Source organism: Janthinobacterium sp. HH106 (genome assembly GCF_001758725.1).
Lineage (GTDB): Bacteria > Pseudomonadota > Gammaproteobacteria > Burkholderiales > Burkholderiaceae_D > Janthinobacterium.
In genome coordinates this window covers 55207-72621 of sequence record NZ_LRIC01000008.1, presented here as the reverse complement: position 1 = coordinate 72621, position 17415 = coordinate 55207, and the positions used below count along the sequence as shown (strand labels likewise).

The window sequence follows — 17415 nt, the reverse complement described above, 5'->3', positions numbered from 1 at the left end:
TCTTATAGGTTTGCACAATGGCATATGACAGGATTGATTGGCATTCTGGTGGAAAATATCCCGATGATTTGCCGGAAGAGCATGGCGGCATCCATATCGGCATGTTCCTGGCCTGGCTGGTTCACCAGGACATGGCGAGCAATTTCCACCGCACGGATTCCGCCGGGGAGTTAAGGCGCCTGCTCAGTCGGGAAATTACCGGACTACAATTTCTGATTGATGCTTGCGATGGCAAACTATGGGAAGAAGATCTCAACGATCAGGGCAATGCTTTCGCCGTTGACTATTACGACGCAAAGTCGGCATTTGCCCGACAGCATGGCAGTTTTCTGCAAGACTATTGCGACGTGTTCAACCGTCACGCCGCCGCGCACGGCTTTGAGTATCCGAGCGTCTATCACGTCGAGAATACCTGGGAGAAATTCGATCAACTGAAACCCATCCTCGACCAGCGCTACAGCCAATGGCAAGCGTGGTCGGCCGATCCCGTCAACCGTCATGGCGATCCAAAAGCCCAGTTTCTTCACGCTTGCCAGGAAGTCGGGAAATTTCTCGCGCCCCATGGCTTTAAGCCCAACAAGGCAGGAACCGTTTGGAAGAAGGTGGCTGCCGATAAGGACACCGTTTTCGAGGTGTCGTTCGAGCCCGAGCGCTATAATTCCCGCAGCGATGTCCGCATGAAGGTCGACCTTTCCATCGCCAGCAAGGCCCTCAAGAAGTGGCTTGCGGAGAAGGGCGGCGGAGCTGGTTACGATGGCGCCGTTCTGTTCGGCGGCCTGCTTCGATCCGAAAAAGATGCCAGCGCCATGATCTGGCAGGTGGCGGGTTCGACGGCGCGTTCCTCGATTGAGCAGATGTGCCACTTGCTTGCCGAACGCGCGCTGCCGCTGTTCTCCTTGTTCGCCGATCGTCCGCGGGCGCTTGAACATCTTGCGTCGCATGGGGGCGGTTTTCCCGCCATTTGCGATCCATCGTCTACCCCTTTGTCATTCCTGTTGTGCTTCGGGACGCAGGAACAGGCGCAGCGTTTTTTCACTGGATACTTTTCTTCCAGGCCATCCCCATGGCGGCGCAATATCATCCAGACATTCACCAGGCTTCAAGCAGGCGAGGTGTGGGCATCTTCTGCCTACTCGAACGAAAGCGACATCAAGCTGGCGTTTCAAAGCGGCCTGATGTTGCCGCAAAAATCCTGACTTTCGTATCGCCGCTGTAGCAGTCGTCCGGCTGATACAGCATGTGCCTGTACGCGCCGCCTTGTGCCTTGTCGCCGCCGTGCCGCGCTTCTAGACTGGGGCCTTCTCCACGCTGCGACTGCCTGCCATGACCGAACTTCTGCCCCTGATGAGTTATTGCTTTGTGATGTCCGCCACCCCCGGGCCCAACAACGTCATGCTGGCCACCACCGGCGCCAATTTCGGCTATCGCGGGGCGCTGCCGGTGATCCTCGGCATCCAGGCCGGCATCTTTGTGCAGACCATGCTCATGTGCGTGGGATTGGGCAGCGTGTTCGTCGCGTACCCGATGGCGCAGCAGCTACTGCGGATCGCGGGCGCGCTGTACCTGATGTTTTTGGCGTGGAAGCTGGCCGGCGCCTCGGTGGCGGGAAGCAGCGCGCCGAAGGCCGTGTCGTTTGCGCAGGCGGCGCTGTTTCAGGCGCTGAATCCCAAGAGCTGGCTCAAGGCGATCACCATGGCGTCGGTCTTCATGCCTGCGCACGGCAACATGCTCGCCGGCGCGCTGCTGGTGTCCGTGACCGGCACCGTGGTGGGCATGCCGTGCAACGCCATGTGGGCGCTGTTCGGCGTGTCGATCCGCAGCGTGCTGAAAGCGCCGCGCAACCAGCGCATCTTCAATCTGGCGATGGGCGCCGTCCTGCTGGTCCTCGCCCTGACGTTTTTACGCTAGACTTGCGCCATGTTCGCCATCGACCGCTCCTCACCCATCGCCCTGTTCAAGCAGATCGAGGCCGCACTGCGCCAGCAGATCGCGCAACGCGTGCTGCCTGGCGGGACCAGGCTGCCGTCGATCCGCCAGCTCGCCACGCAGCTCGCGGTCAGCACCAACACCGTGGTGGTCGCGTATGACCGGCTGGTGGCTGCAGGCGTCATCGATACGCACGGCACGACAGGCTTCTTCGTCTGCGCACCGGCCGACGCCGGCCGCGCCATTCCCGACGAGGTGGCGCTGGAAGCGGGACAGGAGCAGGAGCCGGTTTGGCTGAGCCAGCAAGTGAACGACCAGCGGCCGGGCGTGCTGCTGGCCAGCAGCGGCGCCTTGCCGCCCACCTGGCTGCAGGACGCGCTGCCGGCGGCCGCCGTGCAACGCGGTCTGGCGCGCAGCGCGGCCGGCATGGCTTCGCGCTGCCCGCCGCAAGGGCTGGCCGAGCTGCGCGAGCAGATCGCGCTGCTGTTGCGCGGTATCGGCATCGCGGCGGACGCCAGCCACATCCTCACCACGTTCGGCGGCACCCATGCCATCGACCTGATCTGCCGCACGTTCCTGCAGCCCGGCGATACGGTGCTGGTGGAAGACCCCGGATACTTCCTGATGTTCGGCAGGCTGCGCCAGGACGGCGTGCGCCTGGTGCCCATCCGGCGCCGGCCCGATGGCCTCGATCTGGACGAGCTGGAAGCGGCTTGCCGCACGCACCGTCCGCGCCTGCTGTTCATGCAGACGGCCTTGCACAATCCCACCGGGTGGAGCAGCAGCGCCGCCAACCTGCACAAGGTGCTGATCATGGCGCAGCAGTACGGCTTCCTGATCGCCGAAGACGACGTGCACGGCCATTTCCAGCCGGGCCACAGCACGCGGCTGGCGTCGCTGTCCGGACTGGACGGCGTGATCTACTATTCCAGCCTGTGCAAGGCGCTGAGCCCGGCCCTGCGCATGGGCTACCTGGCCGCGGCGCCTTCCCTGCTCAAGCCCTTGATGCGCACCAAGATCCATTCCATCATGACCTTGCCTGCGCTGAACGAATACGTGCTGCTGGAAGTGCTCAAGGCCGGCAATCTGCGCAAGCACCTGGAGCGGCTGCAACGCAAGATCATGGTGGCGCGCAACGCCAGCACGCGTCAGCTGAGCACGGCCGGCGTGCTGTTCGAGCAGCCCGGCGACGCAGGCATTTTCCTGTGGGGCAGCATGCCCGAAGGGCTGGACGTGGACTTGCTGGTGCAGGATGCCTACCGCAACAAGATCCTGCTGATGCGCGGCGCCGCGTTTTCGGCCAACGACACGCCCGATCAGCACATCCGCTTCAACGTCGCCTTCAGCCAGCATCCGCGCGTGAGCGCCTACCTGGAAGAACGCCTGCGCGCGGTGGCTGGCGCGCGCTCAAGCCTGGCCCGCGCCCGCGCCGCCGCCAGCATCGAGGGCAAGTCCTGAGCATAGTCCGCGCCTTTCTTCAGTATTTATTGATATTCTGGAGGAACGATTTTTTCGTAAGCGTGTCAATTTGGTATGCCGTCACTCGTCGCAGGGAAGGCGCACCGCTTGCCCATCCCACCTTCACCAAGGAAGCAAGGAATCGCCATGAACAAACAGATCATCCTCAACCTGCCCGTGAAGGAACTGGATAAATCCAGGGCCTTCTTTTCCTCGCTCGGCTTCACCTTCAATTCCCGCTTCAGCGGCGAGAACGCGGCGTTCATGAACATCGTCGAAGGCAGCATCGAGGCCATGCTGACGACCGAACCGTTCTTCCGGTCCCTGATCGACAAGCCGCTCGCGGATGCCCGGCAAGCCAATGAAGTCGTCATTTGCCTCAGTTGCGAAAGCCGGGAAGAGGTGGACAGCCTGATCGCCAAGGCCGCCGCCGCGGGCGGCCGCATACCGCATCCGCCCGAAGACCATGGCTTCATGTATGACCAGGGCTTCGAGGATATCGACGGCCACCTGTGGAACCTGGTCTGGACGGCGCCGCAAGCCTGACGCGCCGGGTAAGCAGGCAGGCGGGATCAGTTCTTCGTGCGCACCTGGCGCACGTGGTTTTCCAGTTCGCTGAACGAAGGGCGTTCCGTGGCGGAAATGACCTTGCGGCCGAATTCCACGGCCAGCGCCGGCGCGTAGCCATTCAGGCTGGCCAATAACGTCACTTTCACGCACTGGTACATCTTCGCCGTTTCATGGTGCTTGCGGCGCAGCAAGCTGGCCAGCGGCGCGATGAAGCCGTAGGCCAGCAAAATGCCGATGAAGGTGCCCACCAGCGCCTGTGCGATCAGCACGCCCAGCTCGGCCGGCGGCAAGCCGACGGAGGCCATCGTATGCACCACGCCCATCACGGCGGCCACGATGCCGAAGGCCGGCATGGCGTCGGCCAGCTGCGAAATCGTCTGGATCGGCATTTCCGCGTCTTCATGGTGCGTTTCGATCTCGTTATCCATCAGATTTTCGATCTGGTAGGCGTCCATATTGCCCGACACCATCAGGCGCAGATAATCGGTGATGAATTCCAGGATGTGCTCGTCACCAAGCGTGTACGGGTATTTCACGAAGATGGCGCTGCGGTAGGGGTCGTCGATATCGTCCTCGACCGACATCAAGCCCTCCTTGCGGATCTTGCTGAGGATTTCATACATCAGCCCCATCAGTTCCATGTAGCGCGCCTTCGTGTATTGCGAGCCGTGGAACAGGGTGGGCAGGGCGGCGAACGTGGCGCGGATGGCCTTGGCGTCATTGCCGACAAAGAAGGTGCCCAGCGCGGCGCCGCCGATCATCAGCAGTTCCAGCGGCTGGAACAGGGCGCCCAAGTGTCCCCCCTGCATGGCGAAGCCGCCGAAGACGGAAAACAGCACGACGAGAAATCCGAGTATGACTAGCAAAACCTACTCCTTCATAATATTGCTATATCGCAATATTATAGTTTAACCTGATTCTGCCGCTGTGGCCGCTTCCGGCTGCAATTGCTGGATGAGAAAATTGATAAAAGCGCGCACTTTGGCGGGCAGCTGGTGGCGGCTCGGATAGTAGGCGTACAGGTCGGCCGGCGCCAGCGTATAGTCGGCCAGCACCACGCGCAGGCGGCCGCTGTCGAGGTAGCGCGCCAGGTCCCATTCCGAACGCAGCAGGATGCCGTGCCCGTCCAGCGCCCAGCCCAGCACCACGTCGCCGTCGTTGCTGGCCACCGTGCCGCGCACCTTCACCGTGTGGCTGGCGCGGCCACGGCTCAAACGCCAGATGCCGTAAGCGTCGTCGTTCTGCCGGTGCACGATGCAGCGGTGCTGCGCCAGGTCGTCCGGTGTCCGCGGCGTGCCGTGCGCCTGCAGGTAGGCGGGCGAGGCGCACAGGAAACGCCGGTTCGACATGATGCGCCGCGCCGACAGCCGCGTGTCGGGCAAGTCGCCGAAGCGGATGCCCAGGTCGTACGCCTGCTCGACCAGGTTGATGGGGCTGTCCGTCAGCTGCAGCTGCACTTCCAGCTGCGGGTGGCGCAGCGCGAATTGCGACAGCAGGGGCGCGATCACCGTGCGCCCGAAGCCCAGGGTGGCATTCACGCGCAGCAGTCCGCGCGGCTCGGCGCCGCCGCTGGCCAGCGACTCCTCCATGGCGCGGATATCGTCGAGGATCTGCCGCGCCTGCCGCAAATAGCTTTCGCCGTCGCCCGTCAGGCTGATGCGCCGCGTGCTGCGGTTGAGCAAACGCACGCCCAGGCGCTGCTCCATCAGTACCAATCGCTTGCTGACGGCGGGCGGCGTGATGCCCAGCTCGCGCGCCGTGGCCGACAGGCTGCCCAATTTGGCCAGCAGCACAAAGAAGGCCATTTCCGTGGTGGCGTCCGTTTTCATGGTTCATCTTTCACTTCAAGTGAATAATGCTTTAAATTGATATCGATTATATGGCTTTGTATCGCGGTAAGCTGGCGTCATTGTTTTCATCCACAGGAGAGCCGTATGAAAATTGTCGAGATCCGCGAAAAGACCATCCCCATCTCTTCCCCCATCCGCAACGCCTACATCGATTTCACGAAGATGACCTTGAGCCTGGTGGCCGTCGTCACCGACGTGATGCGCGACGGCAAGCCCGTCGTCGGCTACGGCTTCAATTCGAACGGCCGCTACGGCCAGGGCATGCTGATGCGCGAGCGCTTCATCCCCCGCATCCTCGACGCCGACCCCGCCTCGCTCGTCACGGACGACGGCAGCAACCTCGATCCGCACAAGGCATGGGATTGCATGTACACCAATGAAAAGCCGGGCGGCCACGGCGAACGCTCGGTGGCCATCGGCACCATCGACATGGCCATCTGGGATGCCGTGGCGAAGATCGAGAACAAACCGCTGTTCCAGCTGCTGGCCGAGCGCCACGGCACGGGCGTGCCCGACAAACAGGTGTTCGTGTATGCGGCGGGCGGCTATTATTACCCGGGCCAGAGCCTTTCCGCCCTGCAGGACGAGATGCGCAGCTATGTCGACCGCGGCTACACGGTGGTCAAGAAAAAGATCGGCGGCGCCTCGCTGGACGAGGATTTGCGCCGCATCGACGCCATCATGGAGGTGCTGCAGGATGGGCAGAAGCTGTGCGTGGATGCGAACGGGCGCTTCAACCTCGACACCTCGATCGCCTACGCCAAGGCGCTGCGTGAATATGACTTGTTCTGGTACGAGGAGGCGGGCGATCCGCTCGACTTCGAGCTGCAAGCGACCTTGCGCAGCTATTACGACAAGCCCATGGCGACGGGCGAAAACCTGTTTTCCATGCAGGATGCGCGCAACCTGATCCGCTACGGCAGCATGCGCGCCGACCGCGACTGGCTGCAGTTCGACTGCGCCCTCAGCTACGGCCTGGTGGAATACCTGCGCACCCTGGACATGCTGCACCAGCACGGCTGGTCGCGCAGCCGCTGCATCCCGCACGGCGGCCACCAGATGTCCTTGAATATCGCGGCGGGCCTGGGCCTGGGCGGCAATGAATCGTACCCGGATTTATTTCAGCCGTTCGGCGGCTTTCCCGACGGCGTGCGCGTCGAAAATGGCCATATCACCATGCCGGACCTGGTCGGCATCGGCTTCGAGGGCAAGGCGAATTTGTATGCGGAAATGCGCGCGCTGAGCGGGCAATAACCTCAGGCCATTGCCTGCCGTTTGACCTGCGCGGCGCGGCTGCTCTTCTCCCAGCGGAACAGCCACATGATGATCAGCTTGGTCGTGGCGCTGACGCTGGCGAGCAGCAGCAGGGGCCAGCCCGTCGACAGGCCCATGACGCAGGCGAAGAAGATGGTGCTGACATCCATCGCCAGGATGAACTGGCTCATTTTCAGGGACACGGCGCCCGTCCTGCCCGACCGGTAAATGAGGCGGATCTGGTGCGCATAGCCCTGCGCCAGCAGCACGGTGACGGCGACGATCAGGCTTTGCGAGATCACGCGCTTTTCATCGCTGAACGTGGGGCCGAAGGCCAGCGCCGTCACGCCCGCGCACAGCAGCAGCGCGCAGGCCAGCAGCGCATGGCGCGACGCCAGGCTGCGGCGGTCGCGGTCGATTTCATACAGGATGGCCAGCGCGATCAGCGAGGCGACCAAACGGGGCCAGACGATGTAGTGGTTGAACGGCGTGATCGAATAGCCGTAGACGAAGAAGGCGCAATACGCGAGGAAGCTGACGGTGAACTGGTTGATCGACAAAATGTCCGTCGTCTTGCCGGCGCCGATGCCCGCATCGCGCTTGCGCCGCCAGATTTTTTGCAGCTGCGACCACAGGCCGAACAGGCTGACGACGATGAAGAGGGAATTGAGGCTGCCGGCGAGGGCGTAGAGGGAAGGGGCTTGCAACGGTGTCTCCGGAAATCGGCAAGGCAGCGCTGCGGTGACAGGATACCTTGTCTATACATTTTATTTTTGCAACATGCTCTCATGAAATAAATTGGCAGGCAAGAAATGATTTTGCGGCCAGGGACTGTTGCAGCTGTACTTGCTCGGACGCACCTCTTCCTGCGCTTGCCCTTATAATCGGTGCATGACTTTCTTATCACTGCGTGCCCGCTCCGTGCTGGCCACCGTCGGCAAAATGGCCGTTTCCCTGATTCTCCTGTTGACTGCACTGTGGGGCGCGCTGGCGCTGTGGTACCAGCTGTCCGGCGGCACGGCGGCGCAAGCCATCGGCGCGCTGCTGTGGGGCGCGCTGGGCGTGGCCAGCATCGCGCTGTGGTGGACGCGCGGCGACGCGCGCGTGCTGCTGCCGTATGCGGCCGGTTTCATCCTGCTGCTCGTGTGGTGGAGCCTGATCGCACCGAAACAGCAGCGCGTGTGGGCCGACGACGTGGCGCGCAATGTGACGGGCACGCTCAAGGGCAACCTCGTCACCCTGGACAATGTGCGCAATTTCGACTGGCGCAGCGACGACGATTACACGGTCAAGTGGGAGCAGCGCAGCTACGACCTCGACGAGCTGCGCACGGTGGATACGGCGCTGTCGTACTGGACGGGGCCGTACATCGCGCATACGCTGATCTCGTTCGGCTTCGCCGACGGGCGCTTTTTGACGTTTTCCATCGAGATCCGCAAGGAGAAGGGCGAGAGCTTTTCCGCCATCGGCGGCTTTTTCAAGCATTTCGAGATGAGCCTGATCGCCGCCGACGAACGCGACATCCTGCGCGTGCGCACGAATGCGCGCGGCGAGGACATGCATCTGTACCGCGTGATGATGCCAAAAGCGGCCATGCGCTCGCTGTTCCTCGCCTACCTGGACGAGGCGCAGGCGCTGAAGGCCCAGCCGCAGTTCTACAACACCCTGACGGCCAACTGCACCACCATCGTCTTCGAGATGGTGCGCCGCATCGTGCCGGGCCTGCCGCTCGATTACCGGCTGATGGCCTCGGGCTACCTCGACCGCTATCTGTTCGACGTCAAGGGCCTGGTACCTGGCCAGACCTTCCAGCAGTTGCGCGATGGCGGTCACATCACGGCGCGCGCGCGGGCCGCCAACGACGATGCGGACTTTTCGCATACGATCCGGCGCGGCATGCCGGGCTATGATGACGCGGGCCATCCGACGCTGCAAATGCCCAAGCAATGATCTACTGTCGCAACGACGCTCAATCAAACCGTAGCGAGCGGAAGGAAGAGGTGGCCGAGAAGCGGAACTGTACGAATAGTACAGTGAGCATCGCAGGCCGCCTATGCCGACGCGCAGTAGGTTTGGTTGGGCGTTAACGGTCATTGCCTTATACTGTCGCTATTCCGACCGGCCGCACATTGCGGCCGGTCTCACTTTACGAATAAAGAAGGCCCGCTATGCCATTTTCCTCCCTGGGTCTGATTCCCGCCCTGGTCCGTGCCGTCGACAAGGCCGGCTATGCCGCGCCGACGGCCATCCAGGCGGCCGCCATTCCCGCCATCCTGCGCGGCAGCGACGTGCTGGGCGCGGCCCAGACGGGTTCCGGCAAGACGGCCGCCTACGCGCTGCCGCTGCTGCAGGCGCTGATGGCGCCCGCTTCCGGCCCGCGCCAGGTGCGCGCGCTGATCCTCGTGCCCACGCGCGAGCTGGCCGCGCAAGTGGGGCAGACGGTGCACGCGCTGGCCAAGCCGCTGCCCGTGAAACTGAAGATTTCCGTGCTGTTCGGCGGCGTGTCGATCAATCCGCAGATGATGGACTTGCGCGGCGGCGCCGATATCGTCGTCGCCACGCCGGGCCGCCTGCTGGACCTGGTGCGCCAGAACGCCGTGAAGCTGGGCGGCGTGTCGCTGTGCGTGCTCGATGAAGCCGACCGTCTGCTCGACATGGGTTTCAGCGACGAGATCAACGCCATCCTGGCGCTGCTGCCCAAACAGCGGCAAAACCTGTTCTTTTCCGCCACCTTCCCCGACAGCGTGCAGGCGCTGGCCGACAGCCTGCTCCGGGACCCCGTGCGCATCGAGGTAGCGTCCGAAGCGCAGGACAAGCCCGACATCGTGCAGCGCGCCATCACGGTCGACGTGCCGCGTCGCACGCAGCTGCTGCGCTACCTGATCCTGCAGCAGCAGTGGGAGCGCGTGCTGGTGTTCGTCGCCACCAAGTACGCGGCCGAACATGTGGCCGACAAGCTGCAGCGCGCGGGACTGCACGTGGGCGCCTTCCACGGCGAATTCAGCCAGGGCACGCGCAGCCAGTTGCTGGCCGACTTCAAGGCCTGCCGGCTGCAGGTGCTGGTGGCCACCGACGTGGCCGCGCGCGGCATCGACATCGCGGGCCTGCCGGCCGTCGTCAACTACGACTTGCCCCGTTCGGCCGTCGACTACACGCACCGCATCGGCCGCACGGGCCGCGCCGGCGAAAGCGGCACGGCCATCAGTTTCGTCACGGCCGACACGGAAGCGCATTTCCGCCTGATCGAAAACCGCAATGACTTGCGCATCGTGCGCGAAGTGGTGGCCGGTTTCGAGCCGACGGAACTGCCTGCGCCCGTGCATCCCGTCACGGACACGGTGAACGGCGGCGTGAAGGGCGCGCGCAAGAGCAAGAAGGACAAATTGCGCGAAGCAGCTGCCATGGCGGCGAAGGCGGCCGGGGACAATTAAATTGGCCTTATGTGCGCTGGCCGCTTGAACGGCCAGCCATCCCGCTTTAAGATTGTGTTTCTATAAAGCAAGGGGACGGCAATGCACATGATATACACCATACGCGCGGGCGTGCTGGCGGGCGCGCTGGCGCTGGCCGGTTGCGCCGGCCTGGGCGGCAAAACTGACAGCACCGGCATGCAGATGCCGGGCAAGACGCCGGCCGATGCCGCCGTGGCCGCCACCTGGTACAACCCGCCCAGCGAATTTCCCAGCATTTGCCTGACCCAGTTCAAGGATGGCAGCCTGCGTTTCGACGGCGGCTTCGCCTTTTTCAACCCGGGCCGCTGGACGTATGACGCGGCCACGTCCGAACTAAGTCTGGCATTGGCGCCGACGCCGTCTCTGGAACTGTCGCACGCGCAAACGGTGCTGCACAAGAATCTGCTGAGGGTCGATGCGGCCAGGAACACGCTGGTGTACGCCGTGAAGGCCGACACGCAAGCCATCGGCCTGGGCGGCTTTGTGTTCTACCGCAACACGCCTTGTCCGGCGCGGCGCGGATAAGTCACGGATAAGTGCAGGATAAGTGCAATGAAGGAATATTTAGTCGTATAATTTCAACGCAAGCTGGCTGCCGCGCAAGACTCGCAAGACTGTCTCGCGCGGCAGATTCCCCTCCAGGCAAGCTCCGATATCGCCATGGCGATGAGAGGATGGTCCGATGGATGTGCACGACGAGCATGGCATGCCGGGTATGGCGGCGCTGGCGGCGGACGCCGGGCAGCAGCCTGCGGCGGCGCCGCGCACCTTGCTGCTGGTCGATGACGAGCCCAATATCCTCGCTTCCCTCAAGCGCCTGCTGCGGCGCGATGGCTACCATATCATTACGGCCAACAGCGGCCAGGAAGGGCTGGACGTGCTGGCCAGCCATGCCGTCGACGTGATCGTGTCGGACCAGCGCATGCCGGGCATGCTGGGCGCCGACTTCCTGCGCAAGGCCAAGCTGCTGTGTCCGCAAACCATCCGCATCATGCTGTCCGGTTATACCGAGTTGCAGGCCGTCACGGACGCCGTCAACGAGGGCGCCATCTTCAAGTTTCTCACCAAGCCCTGGGAAGACCATCAGCTGCGCGAGCATATCGCCGAAGCCTTTCGCCTGAAGGGCATCGACGACGACAATGTGCGCCTCAATGCGCAGCTGCGCGACGCCAACCAGGCGCTGGCGGCGGCCAATGCCGCCATGCAGGCGCTGGTGCGCCAGCAGCAGCATCAGATCAGCCGCGACGAGGTCAGCCTCGGCATCGCGCGCGAATTGCTGCAATTTCTGCCGCTGCCCGTGATCGGCCTCGATGAGGACGGCATGATCGCCTTCATCAACGCGGCGGCGGCCAACCTGTTCGAACGGGGCGCGGCCCTGCTGGGCAACGAGGCGGCGATCGTCTTGCCGCAATTGTTTGACGGGCAGGGCGCGCCTTGCCTGGCAGCCATCGATGGCCAGCCGTATACCGTGGCGGTCCATCCGATGGGCCTGCATTCGCGCTCGCGCGGCAGCCTGGTCACCCTGAGTCGTCATGGAGCGGATACATGAGTGAAAGCGGACGCGAAATTTCCATGGAGCAGGCGCAGGAAGGCATGGTGCTGGCGCAGGCCTTGAACGACGCCAGCGGCGCCGTGCTGCTGGCCCAGGGCGCCACCCTGACGGCGGCGAACCTGGCGGCTTTGCGCCGGCGCAATGTGGAACGCTGCCACGTCGTCATGGATGAGGCGATCGACCCCGCCGCGCAGGCGCACGCCGAGCAGGAACGCTTGCGCCGCCTGGAACGGCTGGCCGTGCTGTTCCGCGCCACGCCGCCCGATTCCGCCGGGGCCGAGCTGCTGGCGCTGGTGCAGCGCTACCGGCAAGGGGGAGCGGCATGACACGGCTCAGCTTTGAACATATCATCCGCCAGATACAGGAACTGCCTTCGCTGCCGGTGGTCGTGCTGGAACTGCTGTCGAGCATGGACCAGGACGACACGGACGTGCACGTGCTGGCGCAAAAGATAGAGCTGGACCAGGGCCTGGCGGCGAAGACCCTGCGCATCGCCAATTCCTCGTTCTACGGCATGCAATCGAAGGTCACCAGCATTCCGCAAGCCGTATCCGTGCTGGGCTTTCACAGCATCCGCACCGTCGTCACGGCCTGCGCCCTGACGGGCAGCTTCGCGCCGGTGAGCGGCGGCTTCGATTTCCAGGCGTTCTGGCGCCATTCGCTGGCCACGGCCATCGCCGCGCGCCTGCTGGCGCCGCACTTGCGCGTCAATCCCGAAACGGCATTCACGGCCGGCCTGCTGCACGACCTGGGCACCCTGGTGCTGGTGACGCGCTTCCCGGCCGAGCACGCGCTCGTGCGCAGCTACCGCCAGGCGCACGACTGCCAGATGGCCGAGGCGGAACTGGCCGTCATCGGCATCGATCACGCGCAGGTGGGCCGCGCTCTGGCCGCCTACTGGAAGTTTCCCGAGGCAATACAGCAGGCGGTGGCCGACCACCATGCCATCGACCGGCTGGAAGCGGGCGGCCTGCCGCTGGCCGTGCACATGGCCAATGCCGTCGCCCTGGCGCTCGACCTGGCCGGCGTCGACGATGCGCTGGTGCCGCCGCTGTCGCCGACGGGCTGGCGCAGCGTCGCGCTGGATGAGCAGGCCTGGCTGGCGCTGCTGGCGCAAACGGAACACACCTTCGATGAAATGTCGCGGATCATGCTGGCATGAACAGGATAGAGGCCATGGAAACAGATGCAGGACAGGCGCTGCCCGCCATGCCGGAACGCCGCCAGGGCGACACCATCGCGCTGTCGGCATTTTTCGACGGCCATCCCGTGGCCACTTTCGCCATCGATACGAACCACGTGGTGACGCACTGGAACAGCGCCTGCGAACAGTTGCTGGGCTTTACGGCCGCCGAAATGGTCGGCACGCGCGACCACTGGAAGGCGTTTTATCCGCAGCCGCGCGCCTGCCTGGCCGACCTGCTGGTGGCCGACGATATCGCGCTCGGCGAAAATGACCTCTACCTTGGCAAGCTGAAGCGTTCTCCCGTGATCCCCGGCGCCTTTGAGGCCGAGGATTTCTTTGCCGATATCGGGCCCGACGGCCACTGGCTGCATTTCACAGCGGCGCCCCTGCGCGACCGCCAGGGACGCCTGGTGGGCGCCATCGAAACCCTGCGCGACGTGAGCGAGCGGCGCCTGGCGGAACTGGCGCTGCGCAAGGCGCACGACAATCTGGAACACCTGGTGGCCAAGCGCACGGCCCAGCTGGCGGAAATGAACGAACGCCTGGCCGACGATATCCGCCAGCGCCAGATCGCCGATCTGGAACTGCGCGAGCGCAACCTGGCCCTGACGGAATTGAACAGCAAGCTGTCGCTGGCCCAGCAAAAGCTGCTGCAGTCGGAAAAACTGGCGTCGATCGGCCAGCTGGCCGCCGGCGTGGCGCACGAGATCAACAATCCCATCGGCTATGTGTTTTCCAATGTCGGCACCCTGGAAGGTTATCTGGATGACCTGTTCAGCATGCTCGACGCCTACGAGGACGCCGAGCCGGCCGTCGCCGACCCCGTGGTGGCGGCGCGCCTGCGCGCGCTGCGCGAACAGATCGACCTCGATTTCCTGCGCACCGACATTCCCATGCTGATGGGCGAGTCGAAGGAAGGCATTTCGCGCGTGCGCCGCATCGTGCAGGACCTGAAGGATTTTTCGCGCACGGATGCGCACCAGGAGTGGGTCTGGGCCAACCTGCGCCAGGGCATCGATACCACGCTCAACATCGTGAACAACGAGGTCAAGTACAAGGCCGACGTGGTGCGCGAATATGGCGACATTCCCGATATCGAATGCCAGCCTTCCGAGCTGAACCAGGTGATCATGAACCTCGTCGTCAACGCGGCCCACGCCATGGGCGAAGCGCGCGGACGCATCACCCTGCGCACGGGCAGCGACAACGCCACGGAAGTATGGATCGAGGTCGAGGACACGGGCGGCGGCATCGCGCCCGAACACCTGTCGCGCATCTTCGACCCGTTCTTTACCACCAAGGCCGTCGGCAAGGGCACGGGACTGGGCCTGTCGCTGGCCTACACGACGGTGCAGAAACACCATGGCCGCATCGACGTGCGCAGCATCATCGGCCGCGGCACCACCTTCCGCATCACCTTGCCCGTGCGCCAGGCGCAGCCCGTCACACCATGAACGAACAGGACAGCATGAGCACGAGCACGAGCACTAGTACCAGCGCCAGCGCCAGCACCGCGGCCGCGCCGCCCACCATCCTGTGCGTCGACGACGAACCGAATATCCTGTCGTCGCTGCGGCGGCTGTTCCGCCCGCACGGCTACCGCGTGCTGACGGCCGACGGCGGCGCGGCCGGCCTGGCCCTGCTCGAGAGCGAGACGGTGGACCTGGTCATTTCCGACATGCGCATGCCGCACATGGACGGCGCGCAGTTCCTGGCCCAGGTGCGCCAGCGCTGGCCCGGCACCATCCGCCTGCTGCTGACCGGCTATGCCGATATCCAGTCCATCCTCGACGCCATCAACCAGGGTGAAATCTACCGCTACGTGACCAAGCCGTGGGACGAGAACGATATCGTGCTGGTGGTGCGCCACGCGCTGGAACGGCGCGCGCTGGAGCAGGAAAAACGGCGCCTGGAAGCGCTGACAGCCAGCCAGAACGTGGAGCTGCAGGCGCTCAACGCCAGCCTGGAAGCGAAGGTGGCCACGCGCACGCAGCAGCTGAAGCAGTCCCACGACGAGGTGCAGGCGGCCAACGAGCGCCTGAAAGCCACGTTCGTGACGACGATCAAGGTGTTTTCCAACCTGATCGAGATGCGCGGCGGCAAGCTGGCCGGCCATGCGCGGCGGGTGGCCGAGCTGGCGCGCAAGCTGGCGCAGGCGCTGGGCCTGGAAGGGCAGGAGGCGCGCGACGTGTTCATCGCGGCCTTGCTCAAGGATATCGGCAAGCTCAGCCTCAGCGACGACGTGCTGGAACTGCCGGCCAGTGCCTGGACGGGCGAGCAGCTGGCCGCCTTCCGCAAGCATCCGCTGCGCGCCGAACAGTTGCTGATGGCGCTCGACGAGCTGCGCGCCGTTTCCGTGATCCTGCGCTCGCAGCTCGAGCGCTTCGACGGCGGCGGCTTTCCCGATGGCCTGGTGGGCCTGGCCATTCCCATGGGCGCGCGCATCCTGGCGCTGGCCTCGGACTACGACGGCTTGCAGATCGGCGCCATGGTGCAGCGCAGCCTGCGCGCCGACGAAGCCCGCACCCTGATCTACGACAGCATCGGCAAGCGCTACGACCCGGCCGTGGTGGCCGCTTTCCGCGGCATCATGGAGGAGACGGAGCCGCCGGCGCGCGACCTGACCGTGCTGTCGGGCCAGCTGGAACCGGGCATGGTGCTGTCGCGCGACCTGATCAGCCGCGACGGCCTGATGCTGCTGGCGGCCGAACACGTGCTGACGGCCCGCGTGATCGCCCAGCTGCTCGATTTCGAAGGCAAGAATGGCGGGCGCCTCAGCATCCGCGTGTACGCGCCCGTGAAGGACGCCTAGGCGTTCGCGGCCGCGGCGGTGGGCGGCTGCAGCGGCAGGTGCACGGTAAAGCGCGTGCCCTGGCCCACTTCCGACGCCACCTCGATGCGTCCGCCGTGCTTGTTGACGATGCCGTACGACAGCGACAGGCCCAAACCCGTGCCACTGCCCACGGCCTTGGTGGTGAAGAACGGCTCGAAGATGCGGTTCAGGTGCTCGGGCGCGATGCCGGCGCCCGTGTCGCCGATCTCCACCCACACCCAGTCGCCCGCGTGGCCCGTGCGGATGCTGATCACGCCGTCGCTGCTGATGGCCTGGCCCGCGTTGACGAGCAGGTTCATGAACACCTGGTTCAGCTGCGAGGCCAGGCACAGGATCGGCGGCAGCTCGCCATAGTGCTTCTCGATGCGCGCCTTGTATTTCAACTCGTTGGCGACGATATTGAGGGTGCTGTCCAGGCCCGCATGCAGGCTGGCCACCTGCCAGTCCGTCTCGCCCACGTGGGAAAAATCCTTCAGCGCCTGCACGATGTCGCGCACGCGTTTCAAGCCATCCATCGATTCGCGCACCAGATCGACCATGTCGTCCTGCAGGAAGGCCAGGTCGGCCTGCGCGCGTACCTCGGCCACGCGCGCGGCCAGGGCCGGGCCGTCCGGCGTTTCGCGCATCGCCGCTTCGTATTGCCCGATCACGCCGAACAGGGTGCCGACATAGCCTTGCAGCGAACTCATGTTCGAATTGACGAAGCCGATCGGGTTATTGATTTCGTGCGCGATGCCGGCCGCCAGCTGGCCGATGGACGCCATCTTTTCCGATTGCAGCAGCTGGTCGTGCGCTTCCTGTAACTTGCTGATCAGTAGTTGCTGCTCTTCGCCGCGCGCCTGCAGCATCGCTTCCATGCGCTTGCGTTCCGTGATATCCGTCAGCGAGCCGATCACCTCAAACGGCACGCCGTGCTCGTCGCGCACGAGGCGCAGGCTGTCGTGCATCCACAGGTAGCTGCCGTCGCGCACGCGGAAACGGTATTCGTAGGCGCGGGCGCCTTCGACAAAGATCTGCGCCAGGCTGGAAAAGATGCCGGGCGCATCGTCCGGGTGGATGTGGTCGAACCAGAAATTGGGATCGGCGACCATGTCCTCGGGCTGGTAGCCCAGCACGTTCAAGGCATTGTTGCTGACAAAAGTCATCTTGAAGTCGCCGCTGGGCACGGTGCAATAGATGATGGAGGGTGTATTGTCGAGCAGGTATTGCAGGCGCACGGCCGTAGCCGCCGGTGCTTCATCGCCAGGCGCCGCCCCGGCATGCCGGCCGGTATCGGGAGTGGAAAGGTCGAAATCCTCGAACTGCATCGTCACACCTCGCTGCCTGCACGGCAT

17 protein-coding genes are annotated in these 17415 nt (G+C 64.2%); 13 read left to right on the top strand and 4 right to left on the bottom strand.

The features are described 5' to 3' along the window. Window positions 1-17: 17 nt before the first annotated feature. The 4 genes from JAB8_RS04650 (at window position 18) to JAB8_RS04635 (ending at window position 3930) form a co-directional block, all read left to right on the top strand. Window positions 18-1196, top strand: coding sequence for a hypothetical protein (locus JAB8_RS04650; protein WP_070288691.1), 1179 nt, complete (start codon window positions 18-20; stop codon window positions 1194-1196). 127 nt (window positions 1197-1323) lie between these two features. Continuing rightward, window positions 1324-1908, top strand: a complete 585-nt coding sequence (locus JAB8_RS04645) for a LysE family translocator (RefSeq protein WP_070288690.1) — start codon at window positions 1324-1326, stop codon at window positions 1906-1908. 9 nt (window positions 1909-1917) lie between these two features. Further along, a complete protein-coding gene (locus JAB8_RS04640; protein WP_070288689.1) occupies window positions 1918-3384 on the top strand; it encodes a PLP-dependent aminotransferase family protein in 1467 nt (488 codons plus the stop codon). Window positions 3385-3531: 147 nt separating this feature from the next. Beyond that, the gene (locus JAB8_RS04635) at window positions 3532-3930 is read left to right on the top strand and encodes a VOC family protein (RefSeq protein ID WP_070288688.1); all 399 of its coding nucleotides are present in this window, start codon (window positions 3532-3534) and stop codon (window positions 3928-3930) included. 26 nt (window positions 3931-3956) lie between these two features. On the opposite strand, the gene motA is transcribed toward JAB8_RS04635, so the two are convergent. Both motA and JAB8_RS04625 read right to left on the bottom strand, forming a co-directional pair. Beyond that, window positions 3957-4820: a flagellar motor stator protein MotA gene (gene motA / locus JAB8_RS04630; protein ID WP_035820336.1), complete on the bottom strand. Its 864-nt coding sequence runs from the start codon at window positions 4818-4820 to the stop codon at window positions 3957-3959. 42 nt (window positions 4821-4862) lie between these two features. After that, window positions 4863-5783 carry a LysR family transcriptional regulator gene (locus JAB8_RS04625; protein WP_070288687.1) on the bottom strand — a complete coding sequence of 307 codons (921 nt, stop codon included), beginning with the start codon at window positions 5781-5783 and terminating at the stop codon, window positions 4863-4865. Window positions 5784-5888: 105 nt separating this feature from the next. Between JAB8_RS04625 and JAB8_RS04620 the strand changes: the two genes are divergently transcribed. Continuing rightward, window positions 5889-7058: a mandelate racemase/muconate lactonizing enzyme family protein gene (locus JAB8_RS04620; protein WP_070288686.1), complete on the top strand. Its 1170-nt coding sequence runs from the start codon at window positions 5889-5891 to the stop codon at window positions 7056-7058. Between the two features lie 2 nt (window positions 7059-7060). Here the strand turns inward: JAB8_RS04620 and JAB8_RS04615 are convergent, their stop codons facing one another. Next, window positions 7061-7765 carry a hypothetical protein gene (locus JAB8_RS04615; protein ID WP_070288685.1) on the bottom strand — a complete coding sequence of 235 codons (705 nt, stop codon included), beginning with the start codon at window positions 7763-7765 and terminating at the stop codon, window positions 7061-7063. A gap of 184 nt (window positions 7766-7949) precedes the next feature. On the opposite strand from JAB8_RS04615, the gene JAB8_RS04610 reads away from it, so the two are divergent. The 8 genes from JAB8_RS04610 to JAB8_RS04575 all read left to right on the top strand — a co-directional run bounded on the left by JAB8_RS04610 (window position 7950) and on the right by JAB8_RS04575 (window position 16060). After that, window positions 7950-9008, top strand: a complete 1059-nt coding sequence (locus JAB8_RS04610; protein ID WP_070311426.1) for a DUF4105 domain-containing protein — start codon at window positions 7950-7952, stop codon at window positions 9006-9008. Window positions 9009-9226: 218 nt separating this feature from the next. Beyond that, on the top strand, window positions 9227-10489 hold the full coding sequence (locus JAB8_RS04605) for a DEAD/DEAH box helicase (RefSeq protein WP_070288684.1): 1263 nt from the start codon (window positions 9227-9229) through the stop codon (window positions 10487-10489). Between the two features lie 87 nt (window positions 10490-10576). After that, window positions 10577-11035 (top strand): hypothetical protein, encoded by a 459-nt coding sequence (locus tag JAB8_RS04600; RefSeq protein ID WP_070288683.1) that lies wholly within the window; start codon window positions 10577-10579, stop codon window positions 11033-11035. A gap of 157 nt (window positions 11036-11192) precedes the next feature. Continuing rightward, the gene (locus tag JAB8_RS04595) at window positions 11193-12059 is read left to right on the top strand and encodes a response regulator (protein WP_083287572.1); all 867 of its coding nucleotides are present in this window, start codon (window positions 11193-11195) and stop codon (window positions 12057-12059) included. Beyond that, window positions 12056-12388, top strand: a complete 333-nt coding sequence (locus JAB8_RS04590) for a hypothetical protein (protein ID WP_070288682.1) — start codon at window positions 12056-12058, stop codon at window positions 12386-12388. Before JAB8_RS04595 ends, JAB8_RS04590 begins: the two co-directional genes overlap by 4 nt. Further along, the gene (locus tag JAB8_RS04585; RefSeq protein ID WP_070288681.1) at window positions 12385-13224 is read left to right on the top strand and encodes an HDOD domain-containing protein; all 840 of its coding nucleotides are present in this window, start codon (window positions 12385-12387) and stop codon (window positions 13222-13224) included. Before JAB8_RS04590 ends, JAB8_RS04585 begins: the two co-directional genes overlap by 4 nt. 14 nt (window positions 13225-13238) lie before the next feature. Then, window positions 13239-14702: an ATP-binding protein gene (locus JAB8_RS04580; protein WP_070288680.1), complete on the top strand. Its 1464-nt coding sequence runs from the start codon at window positions 13239-13241 to the stop codon at window positions 14700-14702. Next, entirely contained in the window at window positions 14699-16060 is a 1362-nt protein-coding gene (locus tag JAB8_RS04575; protein ID WP_254679448.1) for an HD domain-containing phosphohydrolase, read from the top strand. The genes JAB8_RS04580 and JAB8_RS04575 overlap by 4 nt, the downstream gene beginning before the upstream one ends. Here JAB8_RS04575 and JAB8_RS04570 read toward each other — a convergent pair. Continuing rightward, the gene (locus JAB8_RS04570; protein WP_070288679.1) at window positions 16057-17388 is read right to left on the bottom strand and encodes an ATP-binding protein; all 1332 of its coding nucleotides are present in this window, start codon (window positions 17386-17388) and stop codon (window positions 16057-16059) included. The genes JAB8_RS04575 and JAB8_RS04570 overlap by 4 nt on opposite strands. Between the last annotated feature and the right edge of the window lie 27 nt (window positions 17389-17415).

What these genes read in the sequence shown, in the direction of transcription:
- JAB8_RS04650 (WP_070288691.1), top strand. Translation starts at nt 18, where the DNA reads ATGGCATATGACAGGATTGATTGGCATTCTGGTGGAAAATATCCCGAT.
- JAB8_RS04645 (WP_070288690.1), top strand. Translation starts at nt 1,324, where the DNA reads ATGACCGAACTTCTGCCCCTGATGAGTTATTGCTTTGTGATGTCCGCC.
- JAB8_RS04640 (WP_070288689.1), top strand. Translation starts at nt 1,918, where the DNA reads ATGTTCGCCATCGACCGCTCCTCACCCATCGCCCTGTTCAAGCAGATC.
- JAB8_RS04635 (WP_070288688.1), top strand. Translation starts at nt 3,532, where the DNA reads ATGAACAAACAGATCATCCTCAACCTGCCCGTGAAGGAACTGGATAAA.
- JAB8_RS04625 (WP_070288687.1), bottom strand. Translation starts at nt 5,783, where the DNA reads ATGAAAACGGACGCCACCACGGAAATGGCCTTCTTTGTGCTGCTGGCC.
- JAB8_RS04620 (WP_070288686.1), top strand. Translation starts at nt 5,889, where the DNA reads ATGAAAATTGTCGAGATCCGCGAAAAGACCATCCCCATCTCTTCCCCC.
- JAB8_RS04610 (WP_070311426.1), top strand. Translation starts at nt 7,950, where the DNA reads ATGACTTTCTTATCACTGCGTGCCCGCTCCGTGCTGGCCACCGTCGGC.
- JAB8_RS04605 (WP_070288684.1), top strand. Translation starts at nt 9,227, where the DNA reads ATGCCATTTTCCTCCCTGGGTCTGATTCCCGCCCTGGTCCGTGCCGTC.
- JAB8_RS04600 (WP_070288683.1), top strand. Translation starts at nt 10,577, where the DNA reads ATGATATACACCATACGCGCGGGCGTGCTGGCGGGCGCGCTGGCGCTG.
- JAB8_RS04595 (WP_083287572.1), top strand. Translation starts at nt 11,193, where the DNA reads ATGGATGTGCACGACGAGCATGGCATGCCGGGTATGGCGGCGCTGGCG.
- JAB8_RS04590 (WP_070288682.1), top strand. Translation starts at nt 12,056, where the DNA reads ATGAGTGAAAGCGGACGCGAAATTTCCATGGAGCAGGCGCAGGAAGGC.
- JAB8_RS04585 (WP_070288681.1), top strand. Translation starts at nt 12,385, where the DNA reads ATGACACGGCTCAGCTTTGAACATATCATCCGCCAGATACAGGAACTG.
- JAB8_RS04580 (WP_070288680.1), top strand. Translation starts at nt 13,239, where the DNA reads ATGGAAACAGATGCAGGACAGGCGCTGCCCGCCATGCCGGAACGCCGC.
- JAB8_RS04575 (WP_254679448.1), top strand. Translation starts at nt 14,699, where the DNA reads ATGAACGAACAGGACAGCATGAGCACGAGCACGAGCACTAGTACCAGC.
- JAB8_RS04570 (WP_070288679.1), bottom strand. Translation starts at nt 17,388, where the DNA reads ATGCAGTTCGAGGATTTCGACCTTTCCACTCCCGATACCGGCCGGCAT.